This is a genomic window from Pontibacter saemangeumensis (assembly GCF_039541895.1).
GTDB classification, from domain to species: domain Bacteria; phylum Bacteroidota; class Bacteroidia; order Cytophagales; family Hymenobacteraceae; genus Pontibacter; species Pontibacter saemangeumensis.
The window spans coordinates 558,130-575,357 of record NZ_BAABHC010000014.1 but is presented as its reverse complement, the minus strand read 5'-3'; the positions used below and the strand labels follow the sequence as shown (position 1 = coordinate 575,357).

Below are 17,228 nucleotides of genomic sequence, written 5' to 3'. Positions count from 1 at the left end.
TTTGTATATGATTTTTATCCTAAACAGACAGCCGAATTTTGGTGAATAGCGTAATTTCAGGGTGTACAATGCAAGAACAAAAAAATGTCCCCCCCGTTCTTAATAAATGGAACAACTTTTGATCATTTGAATAAGACTTTACGACATAAGATATATGAAACAACTTGTACTTTCGCTTTTCACCTGCATGTCAGTGCTACTGGCGCATGCCCAGGACCGGCCGCCTGTGCAGGTACAGGCTAACACCCAACAGGCTGAGAAGCAGAACCCCCTCAATTTAGAATCTTCAGACGAGAATATCGCTATTTATCCGAACCCAAGCAACGGCGTTTTTACCATTTCGGTAAAAAACCTCGATGCACGCACGATAAACCTGAGCATCATCAATGTTATCGGGAACGAGATTTTCCATGAAACGCTTACCCGCTCAGATGCGCACTTTTCCAGAACTGTTGACCTGAACAGCTACGCCAAAGGGCTTTACTACGTGAAATTGGAAACGGACGGCTACAGCACGGTGCGCCGGGTGGTGGTAAAGTAACTTAATCTGATAGAACTTATATAGAAGGCAGCTCCTGCAAAGGGCTGCCTTTCTTTATGGCTGCCCGGGAGTCAAGGCTGCCCCTGCTCCGGCAGAATGGCCCGGGGTATATAGCCGGTCTGGGAGGAGGTGTCGTGCAGCAGCCGCACCTTCACAAAGATGTCGCCTGCAGTATCGATAATGTGCAGTTGCTGCGAGGTGTCGAAATGGGCGAGCACGGTGCCGTCGAAGCTCGGGCGTGCATATAACTTCCCGCTGATAAGCGCCCGCGAAGAATATATAACGTCGTTTGGCAGTGGGGCCGGGGTGCCTGTTTCGCTGGCGATAGTAGCCTCCGCGTTGTCTTGCCCCACAGAAAGGCTGCTGTCGTTGCAGGAAAAAGCAACGAGCAAAGCGGCAAAGGCTGTAAAGGCGATAACGGATCTCATCTGCGGCTGGATATGGCTTGCTACCTATATATGTATTTTTGCAGATAAAGTTGCGCTCCTTGCCTAATTTTTAGTGTAGTGCGCTGTTTTATATATAGATAGCAGGTATATAGATAGCAGGGCTTTAAAGCTTTTGCCTGCGCCTAAGGGGAGTTGAGAATATATGGGCAGCAGGATAGAAGGGAGCTCTTAGCTATTTGTGAGGTTTCTCACACCTGGGATTGGTTTTCTCCGTGCTGTGTAAGCGCTTACCTAAGCCAATACATGAGCTGCTGTACCCTGTTATACCGACCTCCTAAAAACCAGAGAGCCCGCTTTCACCGTGAAAAGCGGGCTCTCTGGCAATAAGTTGTGGCCTCGCCCAGAATCGGCACATCTCCAAAAAACGGCCTCCCTGTATCATACGGGCATCTTTTCAAAATCCTGCTTAAACAATGCTTAAACAACCCGCCTAAATCCCCCCGTAGATGCGCTCGGAGTGGGCGTCGGTCTCCTCCTCGAGGAACTCGTCCAGGTAGTGCTGGGTCTCCCGGAGCGAGGAGTGTCCGAGCAGCCCCTGGAACACCGCGGCGTTCGTGCCCGAGCGGGCCGCCACCGCCGCGAAGGTGTGCCGCGCCGTGTGGGTGGTGATGTGTTTGTCCACCCCCATCAGCTTCAGTATCTCCTTCAGCAGCCTGTTTACCACGGCGGTCTTCGACTCTATCTCCTGGCGCAGGGCTGCGCTCCTTAAAGGGTGCGGGTCCGATGCCAGTTTTCCCGAGAGGAAGGGCAGCAGGAAGGCGTCGGCGCGGGCGGGCAGGTACTGGCCCAGCACCCAGGCCACGCCCTCGGTTATCCGGAAGCTCACGTGCTTGCCCGTCTTCTGCATGGTGTAGTGCACCCGCCGCCGGGCGAAGTCGATGTGGCCATGGCGCAAGAGCATCATGTCGCCTACCCGCGCGCCGTTGGCGAAGAACTGCAGCAGGTACAGGTTGCGCGCGTGGTGCAGCCGCTCCGGCAGGGCCATCTCCTTCAGCGCCTTCAGCTCTGTTACCGTGAGCGTGTGCTTGCGGGGCTGCTCGTAGGTGAGGGGCACCCCGTCGAACGGGTCCGCGCCCGGCGGGGCCAGGCCCAGCTTGCGGGCGCTGTAGTAGACCGTGCGCAGCACCGTGAGGTCCTTAGCCACGGAGTTCGGGGCGTTGCCGTAGGCCGTGAACAGGTGCGAGCGGTAGGCCTGCAGGAACTGGAGCGTCAGCTTCTCCATCGGCAGTGATGGGGCATAGGCGGCCAGCTTGCGCTGCACGGAGCGGTGGCGCTTGAAGTTCGAGTAGGTGCCCTCGCCCGAGGCTACCTGGCGCTCCTTCTCCTCCACCTGCAGAGCGAAGAAGGCTACGAAGTCCGCCTGCTCCGGGGCGTCGCCGGCCAGGTAGCGGGCCTTCACCTGCGCGGCCGTGTAGGCGCCGGCCGCCTCCAGCCGAGCGGCCACCTCCCGGAGCCGCCGGATGGCCTCCGCGATCCGCTCGTTAAAGATGTCAGAGAGCGGATGGCCCGCCTTCACCCAGTTGCGGTTCTCCAGCGAGCCGGACTTGTGCCAGTCCTTTTTGGGCAGGTGGATGTCCAGCCCCGCGTACACCACGGCGCGCGCGTGCGTCACCCGGATCAGGACCTGGTGGGTCTTGTCCTTTTTTGGGCGGGGGTTGAGGGTGGCTTTGAGAGTGGCCATGAGGTAGATGTATTGGCAAACTCTCGCTGCACATTGTGGTGGAGAGCAGGTGGCGAAATGGAAAGCCTATATTCTCCCTGCCAAAGAATCTTTAAGTAATGCCTGATCCTTCAAAACATAACCACAACTAATATAAAATCCTAAGTAGGTTTGCATCATGTGCATGACAGTTTTAAACGCACCTTCTTTCCTGTTTTGAACGTCTATGACTAAATCGTTGGTAGAAAACGTCTTAGGTAAAGATAATTTGTATATAAATCTTTTAGTAATGTCATTGATTTTGATATCCAACCCATAATCTCTTAAAATTTTAAGAAATATCATAGTAGGAGAGTCTATAAGGCTGGAATAGGCAGGACTCGAAAAAAAACAAATAGATCTGATTTCCCAATCTATATTAGTTCTTTGCCTCATTTCAGGGTTAGCCTTACCCACATGGGCAAAAATCATTCTTTTCCTGCCTTTAAGAATAGCTTCAGAAGTCAAAAATATTTCTTGTGGATAATCTTCTCCCCAATTTGATGCAGAAGCAGCATGTGCGGTTTTACAGAAAGCCACCAAATTAGGCATAGAAACAGACCAAGGCTTAATATTTTCTTTTAAATAAGCTGCCACGCCCACTCGCTTGTCTTTAAGATAATCAGAGGGAATCTCATAGCTACTTTTTAGAAGTTGACCCTCATCCGTTTCATCTTTTATTATATTCTTATAAGTGAACTTAGTAAGTAGATCATCAACTATGTCCTCATATTTAATGATCATTTCATTGTCTTCCAGTTCAATTATGTCCAACCCTTCTTTTTTCTTTATTTCCTGATTGAACTGAAGAGCAATGTTATCAATAACGCTGTTTGAAAAATTATTTTCAATTACTCCATAACGTTTATTTGAGCTAAATTCTAACAACCTGCCATACGCTGCTATTGTCTCTATATTAGTAAAGCGCCTCATTAGAGTTGTATGTCTAAAATTTCAAATTCACTTTTGTCTAAATCAGCAATTTGGTATTCTACACCTAAAGGATTAGCGGTTTTTTTTACGGACACCCTGTTTACCCTGGCATTCACCATGTCTTCTCGTATTACATAAATATACGGAGTAAATTCTTCAAAAGAGGCCTTGTTTATCATGTGAACTATCTCGCCATATTGGGACTCTGTAATAACCCCTTCTTTTAGTTTAAAAGCAGCACCTGCCTTCAAGCCTCTCTTATTCGCCTTTATCTTAGAGCTGTCTCTGTCTCTTCCTTTGATGTCTTCCTTTAAACGGCAGTATATATTGTGAGGATTTGAGCTTGGGGGAATGTCAGCGAATTTAGAATGTCTATGTTCGGCGGATGGATTAAAAACAGGGCAACACCATACAAAGTGCTTGCCATGATAATAATCTTGATTTATACGAAATGCAATCTTGGTGTTGGTTGAGTAGTATAAAATATTTGATTCCAACGCTAACTATTATAATAGATGACACTTTCTATTTAAACCTCTCCTCATACTCCCGCCGCAGCTTCTTCCGCTCCCACTGCCAGCTGGCGGCCGTGCTGTCGCCAGGACGGCGGCGGCTTTGAGGAAGAAGAGGAGCTTGCGCATATTTCTATATATCTAAATCACACCGCCACCCGCTGCCGGGGGTAGATGCTCACCCCGCCCTGCCTTGGGGGCGTTGGCGCCTCCGGCCTCAGCTCCCTACACGGTGCGGGCAATACGTGGAAGCCGGTCGCCCGCCCCTCTATCTCCCGCTTTTGCGCCTCCAGCTCCAGGATCCTGGCCGCCTGTATCGAGATCGTGCCGCTCATATCGTCTATGAACTTATAGAGCCGGTCGTTCTCTTGGTACATCCGTTGCAGGTGCGCGTCCACGTCCATGGGAAGTAGGGTTTGGTTGCCGTTCCCCTGCACATTGTGGTTGCCCTCGATCTCGTTCCCCCGAAACACGGGAGCTTCAGGCTTTGTAACATTCTCTTTCTTATACATGGCGAAGAGGTACCCCAACTGCAGGCCGCCTACTGCTGCGCCCGCCACGATGAGTTCGGTAAACATGGTACTATAAGGGTGTTATTGGTCAAGGTCTTTTGATGCCCAAACGTAACACCGGTATTCAGACTAAAAAAGGTAGTTTGTAGCACTGTTGTAACATCGGCTTTTACACGTTCCGATGTTCCTATTCTGCTGAGGCAGTGTGTAAACTGTCGAAATAGGCCGGGGAAACACTTTACACCGCCGCTGGAATTGCACAGTTTCGGCGCATTATCTTTGTCAGATGCAGGCTGGTTTGTAACATCAGGTCTACCCCTTCGATTTTCTTATTTCTTCAGAAAGCTCATACAATTTCTCTTGAAGCTCGAAGCTCTTGTTTCTCCACTTCTCCAGTTCCTCCTTCGCCTTGGCCAGCTCCTGCCGGCACTCCTCGTCCCTGGCCGGTGCCGTGTTTCCATAGCCCTGCACGTTTGCGTTGCCCTTGATCTTGTTGTCGGAGAAGTTGGTGCCTGCTTTCCCCATCGTGCCCTCTCCGGTCAACAACCATTCACCAGAAACCTTATGAGTTCTATCATAGAACAGTATGAGCGATACTGGCACCTCTTGTTTTCCGTTTTCAATCTTTGATAAAGCCGCACGATTCATTCCAGCTCCTTGAGCAGCCTCATCTTGTGTCAGCTTTAACGTGTTTCTTACGTCTGTAAGCCTTTGGTTAATAGTGTATTCTGTTTCCACTGTTCTTTTATAGAAAATATATTTGTTCTTTATTGTAACAATCTATTGTGATGTTCGATAAAAGAACATATATTTGTACTGTACAAACAAAGATAATAAAAGCGATGACAAGGAAAGAAAATAAGCAGCTCTACATGGAGCTTCTAACCAAGGTGACAAGCAAGTTCACCACGGAGTATGCTGACAAGGTGAAAGTCGCAAATCCGGAGCTAAAGTTCTCTACCATCACAAATGTGCGGTATGGCCGGTCTCCGAAATTGGATGTGCTGATTTTCATGATACGTGTAGACCTGCCACATTTCAACATCCCGGAGAAGTTCCTGAAGGCAGAAGAGCTGAAGTCGGTTGCTTAGAATCGAATACGGTAAATCTTAGATAAGGTATATAATCATGCTGAGACTACGCAAAATACTCCGGGATATAGCCGCACTGGTGGCCCTGCTGTCCCTGCTCCGCACACGGGAGATATCGGAGAGCTACTCCAGTCGGGACCTTGCCCGCGACGCCTACGCCATGGCAGATGATTTTATGGCGGCACGAAACGCTAACCGATCCTAATCCAATGGAATCAGCAGTCATTTTAGGGGCCAAGGAATACAGCGCCATCATCGCGGGGCTGGAGTCGGTGAAGCGCCGGCAGGCCATCCACGACACGGTGCTGCGCCAACTGGGGTGGATCTCCATAAGGGAGGCCATGAAGATGACCGGCATCAAAAGCACCACGGGCATCCACGCCGCGGCAGAGAGGGGAGAGCTGGAGCGCCGCTACAAGTCGGAGAAGAAGCCGGAGTTCTCGATGCCCTCCATCATCGCCTACCTGGACAGCAAGTACGCATCATAACACAGCGCAAACTATGATCAATCTACTCAAACTAAGACTATCGAAAGCCTCCAACGGGCAATACAATATCGGCCACAATGTGTATGTGCTGACCAAGAACGAGCGGGGCAAAGAGTGCCTGATGCCGGTCACGGTGAAGGGGAAGAGCAAGTGCGGGGAATGGGTGCACACCATTGAAAAGGACGCAGCGGGAAACAGCACCTTTGATGCCCGCCAGGTCCTGACACCTGACCAGGTGTATTCTACTCAGAATTCCTAACCCTCTAACCCCATAAAACCATGAATGCTCCATCACAAAACAGAAAAGCCCTCGTGGGCACCGCCCTCTACTTTGCGATCCTCTTCGCCCTTGCTGTGCTGCTGGGCGGCTGCGCCACCACCCCGCCGGCCCTGAAGGGCGGCCACGTGAAGGCCAAGAAGCACACGCTCTATTACCAGTCCTTCCTCACGGAGGGGATGGCCGGCAAGAAGGATAAAAGCTCTTACCGCTACAAGAAGAAGCCGCTCACCTCACTCATCGGTCGCTAACCCTCACCACCCTTAAGCACCCCTAAAAACCACACATGAAAAATGAAAAAACGAAGGCCGCGGTGCTCGTCGCGCTGGGCCTGATCGGGATGACCCTTGCCTATGCGGTCGGTATAGCCGCCAGTTCCGACGAAGTAATCTCCCTTATCAAACCCGCCGCCGCCACCCTGGCAGACCGGGAAGAAGCCCGGAGCCTGCTGCTCCAGTTCGTCATCTTCGGCATCGGCGGGGGCTGCGGCCTGATCGCTTGGGGCGCCTCCCGCTGGGGCCGTGCTGAAGAAGCGCAGCGCCAGGCGCTGGAGCAGCGCACAAGGAAGGAGGTGGCGGCATGAAAAGAACCAGCCCCAAGGTGCCGAGAGGTTCCTACGCCTGCCCGCTAAGAGAGCTGCCTTCCAGAATCAGGCTCACCCAAACAGAACAGTTCCTTGAGAACCAGCGGCTCGACCAGATCCTACAACGCCCTAAAACAGCATTGCCCATACTCAAAGTCACAGTCAAATAATCAATCAAGCCATGTTAGAAAAACAGCTATTCGAGGGCAACCCGCCCGAACTGATCAAGGAGAACCTGCGCGCCAACTCCTACAAAATACTCGCAGATGAAAAGTTCATGCGGGCACTCACAGAAGAGGAGGTTTCCGCTCACCGCGCCAACGTCACCGAGAGCTACATCAAGATCCAATCCATCAACGAGAAGATCAAAGAGTACTCCGATCACATGAAGGCAGAGCGCAAGCCTTTCGAGCAGAGCCTGGAGGTGAGCGCCTTCGCGGTGAAGACCGGCCAGATTGAAGTCAAAGGCGACCTGTACATGATCGATGACCAGGAGAACCGCATGATGGGCTTCTACGACGCGACGGGCCGCATGGTCAACTCCAGGCCGCTGCTGCCGGAGGAGCGCCAGACCAACTTCATGAGCATCACCCGCCTGCACCGTGCTGCCGGGGACACTGATTATTAATCATCCTTTAGCTATAACCATTAATGAAAGAGCAAGAAATCAACATCCACGTGTCGGGAGACACCAAAGAGCTGGTCATCCGCAAAGGAGAGGCCGCAGTCATCAGAGAGCCGGAACTGGTGCAGGTTACAGGTGCCATCACCGCACCGAGGGAATACCTGGAGAGAAAGGTGGGGATGCTGGACGGTGACAGAAACGTGCTATACCAGCCCGACTACTCAACGCTTTACGTGGACCGCGAGAAGAAGCAGCTCGCGCTTCAGCTCAACGAAAAGAGCACGTTGGGAGACACGATTGTAGGCAGGCTGGTGGAAAGCGAGGAGCTGAAGCTGCTGCAGGTGAATAGTGATAAGCGCTGGAGCGTGCAGGAGCTAAAGCGCATGCTCAAGCAGGTGCGGTTCATGTTCGCCGACTGAGACGAGAATGCTGCCATTTTAGCAGCGCTGGAGAAGTTCAACGCCACAGTGACCACCAGCATCGCCCAGCACTCCAGCAACCGCGGGGACAGCCTGAATTCCATTGAGCGCACCGTGTCCGGCATTGAATGGAAGAACACCTTCAACCTGATGATCCCCATTTTCAAAGGAGGCGAGAAAAAGAAATTCATGGTGGAGATCGCCGTGGATGCCACTGACGCCAACGTGCGCTTCTTCCTGGACTCTCCGGACCTCTACGACCTGCAGGCCGCGGTGCTGGAGACGGTGCTGGCCGAGGAGGTGGAATACTTCAAGGAGTGGGGGTGCTCTGTGGTGACCATCAGCTAAAAAGCAGAAGAGCCGCGGGGATGCGGCTCTTCCTTACTCAAACAATAAACCTTTAACGCAAAAATAATGAAAAATTCTATCGACCTGCAAGGCGCTGCCTGCCTGGTGCAAAATGACACCAACGAGTTTTACCATTCGCAGACACATTTCATCGGCTCCTCCGGGCTGAAGCTGATCAACAAGAAGTCCGTGTATCACTTCTTCAACCAGCCGCCGCAAAAGCCATCTCCTACGCTGGCCTTCGGCAGTGCCTACCATACCCTGGTGCTGGAGCCGGAGCAATTCTACAAAGAATACTACTGCCTGATAGATGCCGGCATTGTGGCAGAAATAGGCGGGGGTAATCCGCGAGCCACGAAGGTCTACAAGGAGTGGCGCGCTGAGCAGGAAGCGCAGCACATCGGCAAAACCTGCCTCACGGTGGATGACTACCAGAAGCTACTGGACATGCAGGCGGCTTTGTTCTCCAACCCCAGCATCAAGCAGCTTTTCTCCAACGGCGTGGCCGAAGTGTCGCACTACGCTGACTTCGGCGGTGTGAAGGTGAAGGTGCGGCCGGACTGGCTTAAGCCAAAAGCCATTATCGACCTGAAGACGTGTGACGACGCCAGCCCGGAAGGATTCAGCAGGGCCGCTGCTAACTATGGATATCACCTGCAGGCGGCGCTGTATGCCGATGTGCTGGAGTTCATCACGCAGCAGGAGAAGCTGTTCGTGTTCGTGGCGCAGGAAAAGGAATACCCTTATGCTGCTGCCATCTATAAGCCCACCGATGGCTTCATGGCGCAGGGCCGCTACGAGTACCAGCTGGCTATGGACAAATACACGGACGCGCTGACAACCGGCCTGCACAGGGGCTATGAGATGTTCGCACCTGAAGAAGCACAAGGTGTGCTGGAGCTGGAGCTTCCGGCTTACGCTTATCGTGAAAAACTTTAATCAAGAGAGACATGAGCAATATAGTTGTACAAACCAGAGACATTATCGTAGCGGCCCGGCCCAAGTTCGAGGCAGTAAAGAGCAACCTGGATTTCGGTAAGGAAGCAGGATTCGCCATGCAAATCCTCCAGAAGAATGCCTTCCTGGCGAAGACCAACCCGGACAGCATCAAGAATGCCATTGTTAACTGCGCCCTCACAGGCCTCACGCTGAACCCGGTGCTGAAGCTGGCTTACCTGGTGCCGCGCAAAGGAGAGTGCATACTGGACCCTTCCTATATGGGCCTGATCAAGGTGCTGACGGATGCTGGCAGCGTGAAGAACATTTACGCCGAGGTGGTCTATGAGCAGGACTACTTCTTTATTCAGCAGGGTACCAGCCCCAAGATTGAACACAAGCCGGAGGTGATGGGAGACCGTGGCAAGAAGGTCGGCGTGTACGCCGTGGCCTTCCTGCACAATGGAGGCTACCAATTTGAGTTCATGCGCGCCGAACAGATAGGCTCCATCAAGCAGCGATCGGAGATGGGTAAGAAGAATGAAGGCAGCTGGAAAACGGATGAAGATGAGATGTGGAAGAAAACTGTCGTGAAGCGCCTCTATAAGTACCTGCCGAAAACCGATGTCAGCGAAGCTGTGGTGAATGCGCTGCAGCTGGATAACCAGAACAACGGGATTGACTTTGAGGCAGAGCAGGCAACCAAGGCCCGGAGCAATGCCGCTGCGCTCTTCGATGAAGCTGAAGATGTAACTGGCCAGGGAGAATTGGAAGAGGCAGCGGAGGAGGTGCAGTCATGAGCCAGGACGCAGCGGCTTTCTTCCTCCGGGTGGGGGTGCTGGCGGTGCTGGTCTCCTACGCCATCATGCGCTACAGGAAGCCCAAAGCACAACCGCCTGAGAAGCCGGAGGATGTGCACCTCCACATATAGCCATGGAGCGCGAGTACCCGCCACGCTACAAGCTCTGGGAGTTTGTCCACAGCCTGAGCCCTGAAGATGTGGAGAATGAGAGACAGGCCCCGGCGACACCCTGCCGGGGCATACTAAAAATGAGAAAGAAGCATGAACTATATCGAGCTTATAAACAACTTCTGGCAGGCTAACAAGGAGCATTGCTTCACCGGCAACGAGACCGCACTGTATTTCTATTTACTGCATACATGCAACTCGTTAGGTTGGAAGAATCCCTTCAAGCACTCCAACGGATATATAACCGGCACGCTCGGCATATCTGAGAAGACGCTCATCGCCTCACGCAACGCGCTTAAGCAGGCCAACCTCCTCGACTTCGACTCCAGCAGAGGCCGCAGGGTTCTCACCTCTTACTCCCTAAAAGCTGTAAAAATTACAGGTTTTAGGGAGGAAACAGGTAAGGTTTTAGGGAAGGAACAGGTAAGCTTTTTGGGCACAAACTCTCCAGACAACATTAAACTAAACAAAACTAAACTAAACAATAAAAAAAGGGATAGCGCTGACGCGCCCCCTTCTCTCGAAAAAGAGGAAGACCACCTTCCTAAGCAACCCACAAAAAAAGAAAAAGAAATCACCCCCGGTTCCGCGGCCCCCCCTAAAGAAAAAGACGAGGTGCTCCACCAGGACTTCGTGGACGCCTATCACAACTGGTATCTGGAACTGGTCGGGACAAAGCCCCGCGTGCTGGAGTCAGACTTTGCGGCGCTCAAGAAGATCAGGCGCTACCTGACCGATGCGAAAAAAGGGGATGGGGGGAAAGCCCTTTCAAGTTGGCAGTACATCCTCGACAACTGGGGCAAGCTGGAGGACTTCCTACAGAAGCAGATGCGACCTGCTCAGATAGACAGCAACATGACAAACATTCTCGCACAGTTACGCACCACTCATCAAAAAGTTACGGAAAATGCAAACCATAAAGGGAATAATCACAGACAACAAACCAGCCGCCAGCCAGCCGGCGAAAGCATCGACGAGATCGAGGCCCGCTACCGCTGAGCTGAGCAGGCAAGACTTCTGGCGGGTGGTGAACCTGGTTGTGCCGGGCTTCGTGGCGGACCGCCACAACACGCCGACGCTGCGCCTGCTCTACCTCTACGCCACCCGCTCGGAGGAGCTGGAGCAGGAAGGGCTCTCGCTTGACAAGGGGCTGCTGCTCTACGGCAACGTGGGCTCCGGAAAGACAGACCTGCTGCGCTCCCTGCAGAAGGTGCTCTGGCTGACGAGGTCGCCCCTGGCCTTCGCCTACGTGAACATGAAGCAGGTGGGCGAGGAGTTCGGTATCGGCGGTTACGAGGCCCTGCAGCGCTACACTAAGCGCCACTGGCTGTTCGATGAGCTGGGGCAGTGGGAGAAGGAGACGGTGGGCAACTACAGCAACAAGATCAACGTGGCCGAGAGCATCATCCTGACCCGTTACGAGCAGTTCCGCCACGGGCACCTGACGCACTTCACCACGAACCTGAGCCGGGAGGAGATGGAGAGCCACTACGACGGCCGGGTATGGAGCCGCATGCAGGAGATGTGCAACATGGTGCGCGTCGTGGGGCCTGACCGCCGCCCCGTGGCCCAGCCAAAGGTGAAGCACCGGCCGGCCGACAGCATCGCGCTAATGCCGGAACTCAGCGAGGAGGATAAAGCCGCCCTGGTGCTCCAGGTGGTGGAGCAGCTGAAGGCTGGGGAGCAGTACCGCTTCCTGGACACGGGTGGAATCTGCCTCAGCTTCCTGAAGAGCAAGGGCCTGATCCCGCAGGCCGTGCCTCCTGAGATGGAGGCCGAGGAGATGCACCTGCTGATCACCGCGGCCAGGTATAACGACCTCGACTCAGCCAGCCGGAAAGAGCTGCGCCGGTTCACTGAGGCGGAGGAGCTGCCGCAGGACAACAAGTACACCCGGGAGCTGTCCTACCGCTGCGAGAAGCGCCTGCTGCGGGAGTGCCTGCAAAAGCTGGCCAGCGGTGAAATTGAAAGCAACTTGCTAAGTGCCAAGCCATGAACATCTCTGTCAAAATTCACGAGCTGCAGCGCCAGGTGACGCAGCTCAGCCGGAAGGCCAGAACAGCGCGCCACCCGCACACCAAAGCCAGGCACCTGGCCGTGGCGGCCGCCAAAAGGCAGCATCTGCGGGACCTGTCCAAACTGGTGCAGCTGCTGCACAGCCAGCCAACCGAAAAGACCAGCCATGCCGAAGCCGCCTGATACCATGTCCGTGACGGAGGCACGGGCATACTTCGCCAACGGGTGCAAGGCCACCGTGAAGGTGAAGCGCAAGAAGTCAGCCATCGAGAAGCAATTGGAGGAGGCCCTGCAGCGGCACCGCATCCACCAGCTGGAGAAAGCCACCGGGCAGCAGGTCATAGCAGAGCTCGAGTTCCACCCGGAGAGGAAGTGGCGCTTCGACTTCTTCCTTCCCGCGGCAGGTGTGGCCATCGAGGTGGAGGGCGGTGTCTGGACAGAAGGCAGGCACACCAGGGGCAAAGGCTATATCGGTGATATGGAAAAATACAACACAGCGCAGGCGATGGGCTTCAGGGTGCTGCGCTTCACGCCCGACCAACTGCTGAGCCCGAAGGCGATTAGCATTATCAAACAGGCCATTCAAGCCACCATTTAACACTAACTCATGAAAAACCAATATCAAATTTTCGAAGGCACGAAGCGTCTACAGATGACAGAATCAATAGACCTTACCCGTCAGAGCCTGCTTGCCTACGGCCCCTCACATAAGCACTGGTGCATCGCTTGGAGCGGTGGCAAAGATTCCTCCACGCTGCTTACGCTAGTGGTATGGATGATCTCTACTGGCAAGGTGCCGGCACCGGAAAGCCTGACTGTGATGTATGCAGACACCAGACTGGAACTATCCCCTCTGTGGTTCGCTGCTCAGGAAATCATGGAAGAACTGCGAGAGATAGGCATAGAAGTGAAAACGGTTATGGCTCCGCTTGAAAAGCGCTTCATGACTTACATACTCGGGCGCGGCGTTCCGCCACCCAACAACAACACCTTCCGCTGGTGCACCCGCCAGATCAAGATAGATCCGATGAAGCACGAGCTGGAAAAGCTGTTCTCTGAGAAAGGGGAGAAGGTGCTGATGCTGACAGGAGTGAGGCAAGGGGAGAGCGCCATCCGTGACCAGCGCATTGTGATGAGCTGTGGAAAGGATGGAGCAGAGTGTGGTCAGGGCTGGTACCAGGAAACGATGCCAGATCAGCTGTGCGACACGCTCGCACCCATCCTTCACTGGCGGGTGTGCCACGTCTGGGAATGGCTGAAGCATTGGGCACCCCTCCCTGAGTATGGTGACTGGAGCACCGCTGCCATCGCTGACGCTTACGGTGGTGATGAGGCAGAAGAGATAAATGCCAGAACCGGATGCACTGGCTGCCCTCTGGCTCAAAAGGATGGCGCTCTGGATACTGTTACGAAAATGCCACGATGGTCTTACCTGGCACCGCTCAAGAGACTCAAGCCGCTGTGGCGAGAGCTAAGGAAGCCAGAGAACAGACTCAGGAAAACAGGCATGGAAGAGGAGGGAAAGAACAAGCAACGCATGGGTCCGCTCACCATGGCAGCTCGTCAAATGGCCCTCAATGAGGTTTTGACTATACAGCAGGAGGTAAATACAGCAGCAGTTGCACTTGCAAGGCCGAAGATTGACATCATGAGCAAAGAGGAGGAGGCTTTCATTAGGCAATGCTGGGAAAATAATATATGGCCTAACAAGTGGACGGGCGACGAACCAACAGCAGATACCCTTATGGACATTGTATACAGTGACGGATCTATTCAACCATTACTATTCTACTAACCATGGCAAGACACAAACCACCCCGCACCGAGGAAGACAAAGCCAACTTCTTCGACTGGATCAAACAGGAGAGGCAGCGGATCAAGGTACCGAACCGCTACACCTTCGGCACTGCCTTCGATGACGAAGAGGAACGCATCCGGGCGCAGGCTATAAGCGACAGAGGCCGCCCCCTGTAAGGGACGGCTTCTGACTCACTTAACAAACAAACTGTTCAAGGCTAACCTTAAACAGTTTGAAGATAGCCTTTTAAATGAAGCAGAAAGGCTGTTTTAGACTAAGCACCAGCTTTGGTGTACCGCTTCCCTGCAACAATAGACAAACCTCAAAACCGGACGTGATTCCTTAGACTAAAACCTATCGATTGCCTTATCCTTCACCCCCCCATGCAGCTCACCCTCGACCTCCACTACGACCGCCGCTACCGCCGCAAGCCCTTCGAGACATCCGACCTCCGACAGGTGCGTGAGCTGTACCTCAAGCAGAACCTGCCGGGCAAGGAGGTGGCTAAGATCATGGGCCGGTCCTACGGCTCCTTCAAGCTTTTCCTCAACCGCAATCCCGAATTGCAGAAGCGCGGGAAATGTTAAGTAACCTATTCGCAACCCCCTATATAGTGCTTTGTACCTTGTGTGCATGGCAGCGAAATTAACCGATAAGCAGCAGCGATTTTGTGAGGAGTACCTGGTCGATTTGAACGCGACCCAGGCGGCTATCCGCGCGGGCTATTCGGAGAAGACAGCTAACCGTGAGGGGTCCCGCCTGCTGTCAAAAGTAGACATACACGCGCGCGTGCAAGAGCTCCAGCAGCAACGTTCCGAGAAGTTGAATATTGACACGGAATGGGTGCTAAGGAGGTTAGTGGCGATATCAGATAAGTGCATGCAGGCTGAGCCTGTGATGAAGTGGGACCCGGAAGAAAAGGCCATGGTGGAAACCGGAGAGTACCAGTTCGACAGCCAGGGCGCCAACAAGGCCACGGAGATGATCGGCAAGCACATCGGCTTCTTTGAGAAGGATAATGAGCAGGGCAAGGTGCCGCTTGTCATACCTGAAATTAAGGTTTATACAGGCGCGCCACCGCTGGCCAGCTCAGAACGCGAAGTGGATATGTGATGTTTGCGTGCGGCCCTTTATTCCAGGTTAACAACAGCGCAGAAGAGAAGGTCCTGGTTAATCAGGGAGGCACCAGCAGCGGCAAGACCTATACCATCATGCAGCTGCTCTATGACTGGGCGATTAGATATCCCCGCTTTGTCATCACGGTGATCGGGGAAAGCATCCCGAACCTGAAGAAAGGCGCTTACCGTGATGCCGAAACCATTTATGCGCTGACGCCTGAGCTGGAGCATTACATCAAGAGCTGGAACAGGACGGAGCGCATCATCTACTTCCGGAACGGCAGCATCATAGAGTTCACCTCCTTCGAGACGGAGCAGGGAGCCAAGAACGGAAAGCGGGACGTGGCTTTTTTTAATGAGGCGAACGGCATCATATATCAGATTTACTGGCAGGTGGCACGCCGCACGCGGCACAAGGTGATACTGGACTACAACCCGACTGCTGAGTTCTGGGCGCACGAGAAGGTGATCGGCAAGCCCAACACGCGGCTTATCATCTCAGACCACCGGCACAACCTCTGGCTGACGCCTGAGCAGCATCAGGAGATTGAGGATATCAGGCTGGAGGATGAGGAACTATGGAAAGTATATGCCAGGGGCCTCACGGGCAAGATCGAGGGGCTTGTGTACCGGAAATGGCGCGTGGTGGAGGAGATACCGGAAGGTGCCAAATACATCGGCACGGGTCTGGACTTCGGCTTTACCAACGATCCGACCGGGGCCGTGGATGTGTACGAGCAGGACGGAGAGCTGTGGTGGGATGAGCTGCTCTACGAGCCGGGCCTGACGAATCAGGACATAGGCAAGCGGCTGGATGAGCTTGGCTTCAGCCGAAGGAAAGAGTTGATAGCCGACTCCTCCGAGCCAAAATCCATTGAGGAAATACGGCGGCTGGGCTTCCGGATAGAGGCAGCCAAGAAAGGCCCCGACAGCGTGAACAACGGCATCGATGTGCTGAAGCGCTACTGGGTCAACGTGACACGGCGCAGCACGAACCTGAGGAAAGAGCTGAGCAGCTATAAGTGGAAAGTGGACCGTGCAACAGGGCTTGCCACCAATGAACCGATAGACAAGTTTAACCACTTGCTGGACCCGGCGCGCTACGTGGCGCTGAATAAGCTGGCCCTGGTGCCAACCAAAAAAGTAAAAGGCAGGATCCTGAAACGATGATACCCTACACCCTGACAAAGCAAGGAACGGAGGAAGCCCGGCAGGTACGCACCAGCTGGGCCGAGGTCCCGCTTTCCCAGTACGTGGACATCATGACGGAGCCCACGCCCCTGGAGAGCGCCTGCAAGCTGTGCGGCCTCTCCCTGGAGGAGTACGGGCACTCTTCGGGCATCCTCGACAGCTGGATAGGCCACGCGCTGGAGATGGTGGCGAAAGGGGCAGAGGGGCCGCGCCCCGCGTGGCTGCCGGCGGATCTGGGCAAGGCGGGCATCGGGCGCTTCGAGCTGTGCAAGAAGTACCTCCGCCTCGCGCCCCACCAGGAGCACGCCTACCCTTACCTGTACGCCATCTACTGCTACGCCGACCAGTACGACGCGCTCGACAGCCTGATAGGGGACTTCCCTACCGAGCTGTTCTGGAAAGCGGCGAAGCTGCCCGTGCTGGAGACCATCGGCGCCTGCGCCCACATCGTGGCCGAGGTGCTGCGCCTGACTGAGAAGTATGCTCCCGTGCTGGACGCGGCCTTGACGGCCGAGCAGATGGCCGCGGGAATCGAAAGGTTCGAAAAATATGGTTTTTACCCCACGCTGCTGAGTTACTCCGGCGGCGACCTTACCCGACTCCGCGAGGTGCTGGAGGTGCCCGCGGCGGTCTTCTTCCATGCTCTGTGCGTGGACACGGAGAAAGCCGAGTACGAGCGCCAGTACAACGAGATCGTCACCCGAAACCGAAACCGCAAGTGA

29 protein-coding genes are annotated in these 17,228 nt (G+C 54.1%); 23 read left to right on the top strand and 6 right to left on the bottom strand.

Annotated features, from left to right (window positions below):
• Positions 1 to 154 precede the first annotated feature (154 nt).
• On the top strand, positions 155 to 541 hold the full coding sequence (locus tag ABD920_RS13255) for a T9SS type A sorting domain-containing protein (RefSeq protein WP_345159664.1): 387 nt from the start codon (positions 155 to 157) through the stop codon (positions 539 to 541).
• A gap of 71 nt (positions 542 to 612) precedes the next feature.
• Here ABD920_RS13255 and ABD920_RS13250 read toward each other — a convergent pair whose 3' ends face one another.
• The 6 genes from ABD920_RS13250 to ABD920_RS13225 all read right to left on the bottom strand — a co-directional run bounded on the left by ABD920_RS13250 (position 613) and on the right by ABD920_RS13225 (position 5,384).
• On the bottom strand, positions 613 to 969 hold the full coding sequence (locus tag ABD920_RS13250) for an SH3 domain-containing protein (protein WP_345159662.1): 357 nt from the start codon (positions 967 to 969) through the stop codon (positions 613 to 615).
• Positions 970 to 1,420: 451 nt separating this feature from the next.
• Entirely contained in the window at positions 1,421 to 2,671 is a 1,251-nt protein-coding gene (locus ABD920_RS13245; RefSeq protein WP_345159661.1) for a tyrosine-type recombinase/integrase, read from the bottom strand.
• A 66-nt stretch (positions 2,672 to 2,737) separates the two neighbouring features.
• Positions 2,738 to 3,622 carry a hypothetical protein gene (locus tag ABD920_RS13240; RefSeq protein WP_345159659.1) on the bottom strand — a complete coding sequence of 295 codons (885 nt, stop codon included), beginning with the start codon at positions 3,620 to 3,622 and terminating at the stop codon, positions 2,738 to 2,740.
• Positions 3,622 to 4,119 carry a hypothetical protein gene (locus ABD920_RS13235; RefSeq protein WP_345159658.1) on the bottom strand — a complete coding sequence of 166 codons (498 nt, stop codon included), beginning with the start codon at positions 4,117 to 4,119 and terminating at the stop codon, positions 3,622 to 3,624. The genes ABD920_RS13240 and ABD920_RS13235 overlap by 1 nt, the downstream gene beginning before the upstream one ends.
• A 161-nt stretch (positions 4,120 to 4,280) precedes the next feature.
• Positions 4,281 to 4,712 (bottom strand): hypothetical protein, encoded by a 432-nt coding sequence (locus ABD920_RS13230; protein ID WP_345159657.1) that lies wholly within the window; start codon positions 4,710 to 4,712, stop codon positions 4,281 to 4,283.
• 246 nt (positions 4,713 to 4,958) lie between these two features.
• Positions 4,959 to 5,384 carry a helix-turn-helix domain-containing protein gene (locus ABD920_RS13225; RefSeq protein ID WP_345159656.1) on the bottom strand — a complete coding sequence of 142 codons (426 nt, stop codon included), beginning with the start codon at positions 5,382 to 5,384 and terminating at the stop codon, positions 4,959 to 4,961.
• 104 nt (positions 5,385 to 5,488) lie between these two features.
• Between ABD920_RS13225 and ABD920_RS13220 the strand changes: the two genes are divergently transcribed.
• The 22 genes from ABD920_RS13220 (at position 5,489) to ABD920_RS13115 (ending at position 17,228) form a co-directional block, all read left to right on the top strand.
• Positions 5,489 to 5,737, top strand: a complete 249-nt coding sequence (locus ABD920_RS13220; protein ID WP_345159655.1) for a hypothetical protein — start codon at positions 5,489 to 5,491, stop codon at positions 5,735 to 5,737.
• 37 nt (positions 5,738 to 5,774) lie between these two features.
• Positions 5,775 to 5,942 (top strand): hypothetical protein, encoded by a 168-nt coding sequence (locus tag ABD920_RS13215; protein WP_345159653.1) that lies wholly within the window; start codon positions 5,775 to 5,777, stop codon positions 5,940 to 5,942.
• A 4-nt stretch (positions 5,943 to 5,946) separates the two neighbouring features.
• Positions 5,947 to 6,225: a hypothetical protein gene (locus tag ABD920_RS13210; RefSeq protein ID WP_345159652.1), complete on the top strand. Its 279-nt coding sequence runs from the start codon at positions 5,947 to 5,949 to the stop codon at positions 6,223 to 6,225.
• A gap of 13 nt (positions 6,226 to 6,238) precedes the next feature.
• Complete coding sequence (locus ABD920_RS13205; protein ID WP_345159650.1) at positions 6,239 to 6,484, top strand: hypothetical protein; 246 nt, start codon at positions 6,239 to 6,241, stop codon at positions 6,482 to 6,484.
• Between the two features lie 20 nt (positions 6,485 to 6,504).
• Complete coding sequence (locus tag ABD920_RS13200; protein ID WP_345159648.1) at positions 6,505 to 6,753, top strand: hypothetical protein; 249 nt, start codon at positions 6,505 to 6,507, stop codon at positions 6,751 to 6,753.
• 35 nt (positions 6,754 to 6,788) lie between these two features.
• The gene (locus tag ABD920_RS13195) at positions 6,789 to 7,085 is read left to right on the top strand and encodes a hypothetical protein (RefSeq protein ID WP_345159647.1); all 297 of its coding nucleotides are present in this window, start codon (positions 6,789 to 6,791) and stop codon (positions 7,083 to 7,085) included.
• Positions 7,086 to 7,266: 181 nt separating this feature from the next.
• The gene (locus ABD920_RS13190) at positions 7,267 to 7,713 is read left to right on the top strand and encodes a hypothetical protein (RefSeq protein WP_345159646.1); all 447 of its coding nucleotides are present in this window, start codon (positions 7,267 to 7,269) and stop codon (positions 7,711 to 7,713) included.
• Between the two features lie 23 nt (positions 7,714 to 7,736).
• Positions 7,737 to 8,129 carry a hypothetical protein gene (locus ABD920_RS13185; RefSeq protein WP_345159645.1) on the top strand — a complete coding sequence of 131 codons (393 nt, stop codon included), beginning with the start codon at positions 7,737 to 7,739 and terminating at the stop codon, positions 8,127 to 8,129.
• Positions 8,130 to 8,177: 48 nt separating this feature from the next.
• A complete protein-coding gene (locus ABD920_RS13180; protein WP_345159644.1) occupies positions 8,178 to 8,477 on the top strand; it encodes a hypothetical protein in 300 nt (99 codons plus the stop codon).
• A gap of 66 nt (positions 8,478 to 8,543) precedes the next feature.
• Positions 8,544 to 9,416: a PD-(D/E)XK nuclease-like domain-containing protein gene (locus ABD920_RS13175; RefSeq protein WP_345159643.1), complete on the top strand. Its 873-nt coding sequence runs from the start codon at positions 8,544 to 8,546 to the stop codon at positions 9,414 to 9,416.
• Between the two features lie 11 nt (positions 9,417 to 9,427).
• Positions 9,428 to 10,213, top strand: a complete 786-nt coding sequence (locus ABD920_RS13170) for a recombinase RecT (protein ID WP_345159641.1) — start codon at positions 9,428 to 9,430, stop codon at positions 10,211 to 10,213.
• The gene (locus tag ABD920_RS13165; protein WP_345159639.1) at positions 10,210 to 10,344 is read left to right on the top strand and encodes a hypothetical protein; all 135 of its coding nucleotides are present in this window, start codon (positions 10,210 to 10,212) and stop codon (positions 10,342 to 10,344) included. The genes ABD920_RS13170 and ABD920_RS13165 overlap by 4 nt, the downstream gene beginning before the upstream one ends.
• Before the next feature lie 132 nt (positions 10,345 to 10,476).
• Entirely contained in the window at positions 10,477 to 11,382 is a 906-nt protein-coding gene (locus ABD920_RS13160; RefSeq protein ID WP_345159638.1) for a hypothetical protein, read from the top strand.
• Positions 11,291 to 12,379, top strand: a complete 1,089-nt coding sequence (locus tag ABD920_RS13155) for a P-loop NTPase family protein (RefSeq protein ID WP_345159637.1) — start codon at positions 11,291 to 11,293, stop codon at positions 12,377 to 12,379. The genes ABD920_RS13160 and ABD920_RS13155 overlap by 92 nt, the downstream gene beginning before the upstream one ends.
• Positions 12,376 to 12,582, top strand: coding sequence for a hypothetical protein (locus ABD920_RS13150; RefSeq protein ID WP_345159636.1), 207 nt, complete (start codon positions 12,376 to 12,378; stop codon positions 12,580 to 12,582). The genes ABD920_RS13155 and ABD920_RS13150 overlap by 4 nt, the downstream gene beginning before the upstream one ends.
• On the top strand, positions 12,566 to 12,997 hold the full coding sequence (locus ABD920_RS13145) for a hypothetical protein (RefSeq protein ID WP_345159634.1): 432 nt from the start codon (positions 12,566 to 12,568) through the stop codon (positions 12,995 to 12,997). The genes ABD920_RS13150 and ABD920_RS13145 overlap by 17 nt, the downstream gene beginning before the upstream one ends.
• A 54-nt stretch (positions 12,998 to 13,051) precedes the next feature.
• The gene (locus ABD920_RS13140) at positions 13,052 to 14,194 is read left to right on the top strand and encodes a phosphoadenosine phosphosulfate reductase domain-containing protein (protein ID WP_345159633.1); all 1,143 of its coding nucleotides are present in this window, start codon (positions 13,052 to 13,054) and stop codon (positions 14,192 to 14,194) included.
• Positions 14,195 to 14,196: 2 nt separating this feature from the next.
• On the top strand, positions 14,197 to 14,373 hold the full coding sequence (locus tag ABD920_RS13135; RefSeq protein ID WP_345159631.1) for a hypothetical protein: 177 nt from the start codon (positions 14,197 to 14,199) through the stop codon (positions 14,371 to 14,373).
• A gap of 207 nt (positions 14,374 to 14,580) precedes the next feature.
• On the top strand, positions 14,581 to 14,784 hold the full coding sequence (locus ABD920_RS13130; protein ID WP_345159629.1) for a hypothetical protein: 204 nt from the start codon (positions 14,581 to 14,583) through the stop codon (positions 14,782 to 14,784).
• Between the two features lie 46 nt (positions 14,785 to 14,830).
• Positions 14,831 to 15,310 carry a terminase small subunit gene (locus ABD920_RS13125; protein WP_345159627.1) on the top strand — a complete coding sequence of 160 codons (480 nt, stop codon included), beginning with the start codon at positions 14,831 to 14,833 and terminating at the stop codon, positions 15,308 to 15,310.
• Complete coding sequence (locus tag ABD920_RS13120; protein WP_345159834.1) at positions 15,310 to 16,485, top strand: PBSX family phage terminase large subunit; 1,176 nt, start codon at positions 15,310 to 15,312, stop codon at positions 16,483 to 16,485. Before ABD920_RS13125 ends, ABD920_RS13120 begins: the two co-directional genes overlap by 1 nt.
• Positions 16,482 to 17,228 (top strand): hypothetical protein, encoded by a 747-nt coding sequence (locus tag ABD920_RS13115; RefSeq protein ID WP_345159626.1) that lies wholly within the window; start codon positions 16,482 to 16,484, stop codon positions 17,226 to 17,228. The genes ABD920_RS13120 and ABD920_RS13115 overlap by 4 nt, the downstream gene beginning before the upstream one ends.

What these genes read in the sequence shown, in the direction of transcription:
- ABD920_RS13155 (WP_345159637.1), top strand. Translation starts at nt 11,291, where the DNA reads ATGCAAACCATAAAGGGAATAATCACAGACAACAAACCAGCCGCCAGC.
- ABD920_RS13200 (WP_345159648.1), top strand. Translation starts at nt 6,505, where the DNA reads ATGAATGCTCCATCACAAAACAGAAAAGCCCTCGTGGGCACCGCCCTC.
- ABD920_RS13210 (WP_345159652.1), top strand. Translation starts at nt 5,947, where the DNA reads ATGGAATCAGCAGTCATTTTAGGGGCCAAGGAATACAGCGCCATCATC.
- ABD920_RS13220 (WP_345159655.1), top strand. Translation starts at nt 5,489, where the DNA reads ATGACAAGGAAAGAAAATAAGCAGCTCTACATGGAGCTTCTAACCAAG.
- ABD920_RS13170 (WP_345159641.1), top strand. Translation starts at nt 9,428, where the DNA reads ATGAGCAATATAGTTGTACAAACCAGAGACATTATCGTAGCGGCCCGG.
- ABD920_RS13125 (WP_345159627.1), top strand. Translation starts at nt 14,831, where the DNA reads ATGGCAGCGAAATTAACCGATAAGCAGCAGCGATTTTGTGAGGAGTAC.
- ABD920_RS13240 (WP_345159659.1), bottom strand. Translation starts at nt 3,622, where the DNA reads ATGAGGCGCTTTACTAATATAGAGACAATAGCAGCGTATGGCAGGTTG.
- ABD920_RS13230 (WP_345159657.1), bottom strand. Translation starts at nt 4,712, where the DNA reads ATGTTTACCGAACTCATCGTGGCGGGCGCAGCAGTAGGCGGCCTGCAG.
- ABD920_RS13195 (WP_345159647.1), top strand. Translation starts at nt 6,789, where the DNA reads ATGAAAAATGAAAAAACGAAGGCCGCGGTGCTCGTCGCGCTGGGCCTG.
- ABD920_RS13205 (WP_345159650.1), top strand. Translation starts at nt 6,239, where the DNA reads ATGATCAATCTACTCAAACTAAGACTATCGAAAGCCTCCAACGGGCAA.
- ABD920_RS13245 (WP_345159661.1), bottom strand. Translation starts at nt 2,671, where the DNA reads ATGGCCACTCTCAAAGCCACCCTCAACCCCCGCCCAAAAAAGGACAAG.
- ABD920_RS13120 (WP_345159834.1), top strand. Translation starts at nt 15,310, where the DNA reads ATGTTTGCGTGCGGCCCTTTATTCCAGGTTAACAACAGCGCAGAAGAG.
- ABD920_RS13215 (WP_345159653.1), top strand. Translation starts at nt 5,775, where the DNA reads ATGCTGAGACTACGCAAAATACTCCGGGATATAGCCGCACTGGTGGCC.
- ABD920_RS13190 (WP_345159646.1), top strand. Translation starts at nt 7,267, where the DNA reads ATGTTAGAAAAACAGCTATTCGAGGGCAACCCGCCCGAACTGATCAAG.
- ABD920_RS13185 (WP_345159645.1), top strand. Translation starts at nt 7,737, where the DNA reads ATGAAAGAGCAAGAAATCAACATCCACGTGTCGGGAGACACCAAAGAG.
- ABD920_RS13165 (WP_345159639.1), top strand. Translation starts at nt 10,210, where the DNA reads ATGAGCCAGGACGCAGCGGCTTTCTTCCTCCGGGTGGGGGTGCTGGCG.
- ABD920_RS13150 (WP_345159636.1), top strand. Translation starts at nt 12,376, where the DNA reads ATGAACATCTCTGTCAAAATTCACGAGCTGCAGCGCCAGGTGACGCAG.
- ABD920_RS13160 (WP_345159638.1), top strand. Translation starts at nt 10,477, where the DNA reads ATGAACTATATCGAGCTTATAAACAACTTCTGGCAGGCTAACAAGGAG.
- ABD920_RS13140 (WP_345159633.1), top strand. Translation starts at nt 13,052, where the DNA reads ATGACAGAATCAATAGACCTTACCCGTCAGAGCCTGCTTGCCTACGGC.
- ABD920_RS13175 (WP_345159643.1), top strand. Translation starts at nt 8,544, where the DNA reads ATGAAAAATTCTATCGACCTGCAAGGCGCTGCCTGCCTGGTGCAAAAT.
- ABD920_RS13255 (WP_345159664.1), top strand. Translation starts at nt 155, where the DNA reads ATGAAACAACTTGTACTTTCGCTTTTCACCTGCATGTCAGTGCTACTG.
- ABD920_RS13250 (WP_345159662.1), bottom strand. Translation starts at nt 969, where the DNA reads ATGAGATCCGTTATCGCCTTTACAGCCTTTGCCGCTTTGCTCGTTGCT.
- ABD920_RS13115 (WP_345159626.1), top strand. Translation starts at nt 16,482, where the DNA reads ATGATACCCTACACCCTGACAAAGCAAGGAACGGAGGAAGCCCGGCAG.
- ABD920_RS13145 (WP_345159634.1), top strand. Translation starts at nt 12,566, where the DNA reads ATGCCGAAGCCGCCTGATACCATGTCCGTGACGGAGGCACGGGCATAC.
- ABD920_RS13135 (WP_345159631.1), top strand. Translation starts at nt 14,197, where the DNA reads ATGGCAAGACACAAACCACCCCGCACCGAGGAAGACAAAGCCAACTTC.
- ABD920_RS13130 (WP_345159629.1), top strand. Translation starts at nt 14,581, where the DNA reads ATGCAGCTCACCCTCGACCTCCACTACGACCGCCGCTACCGCCGCAAG.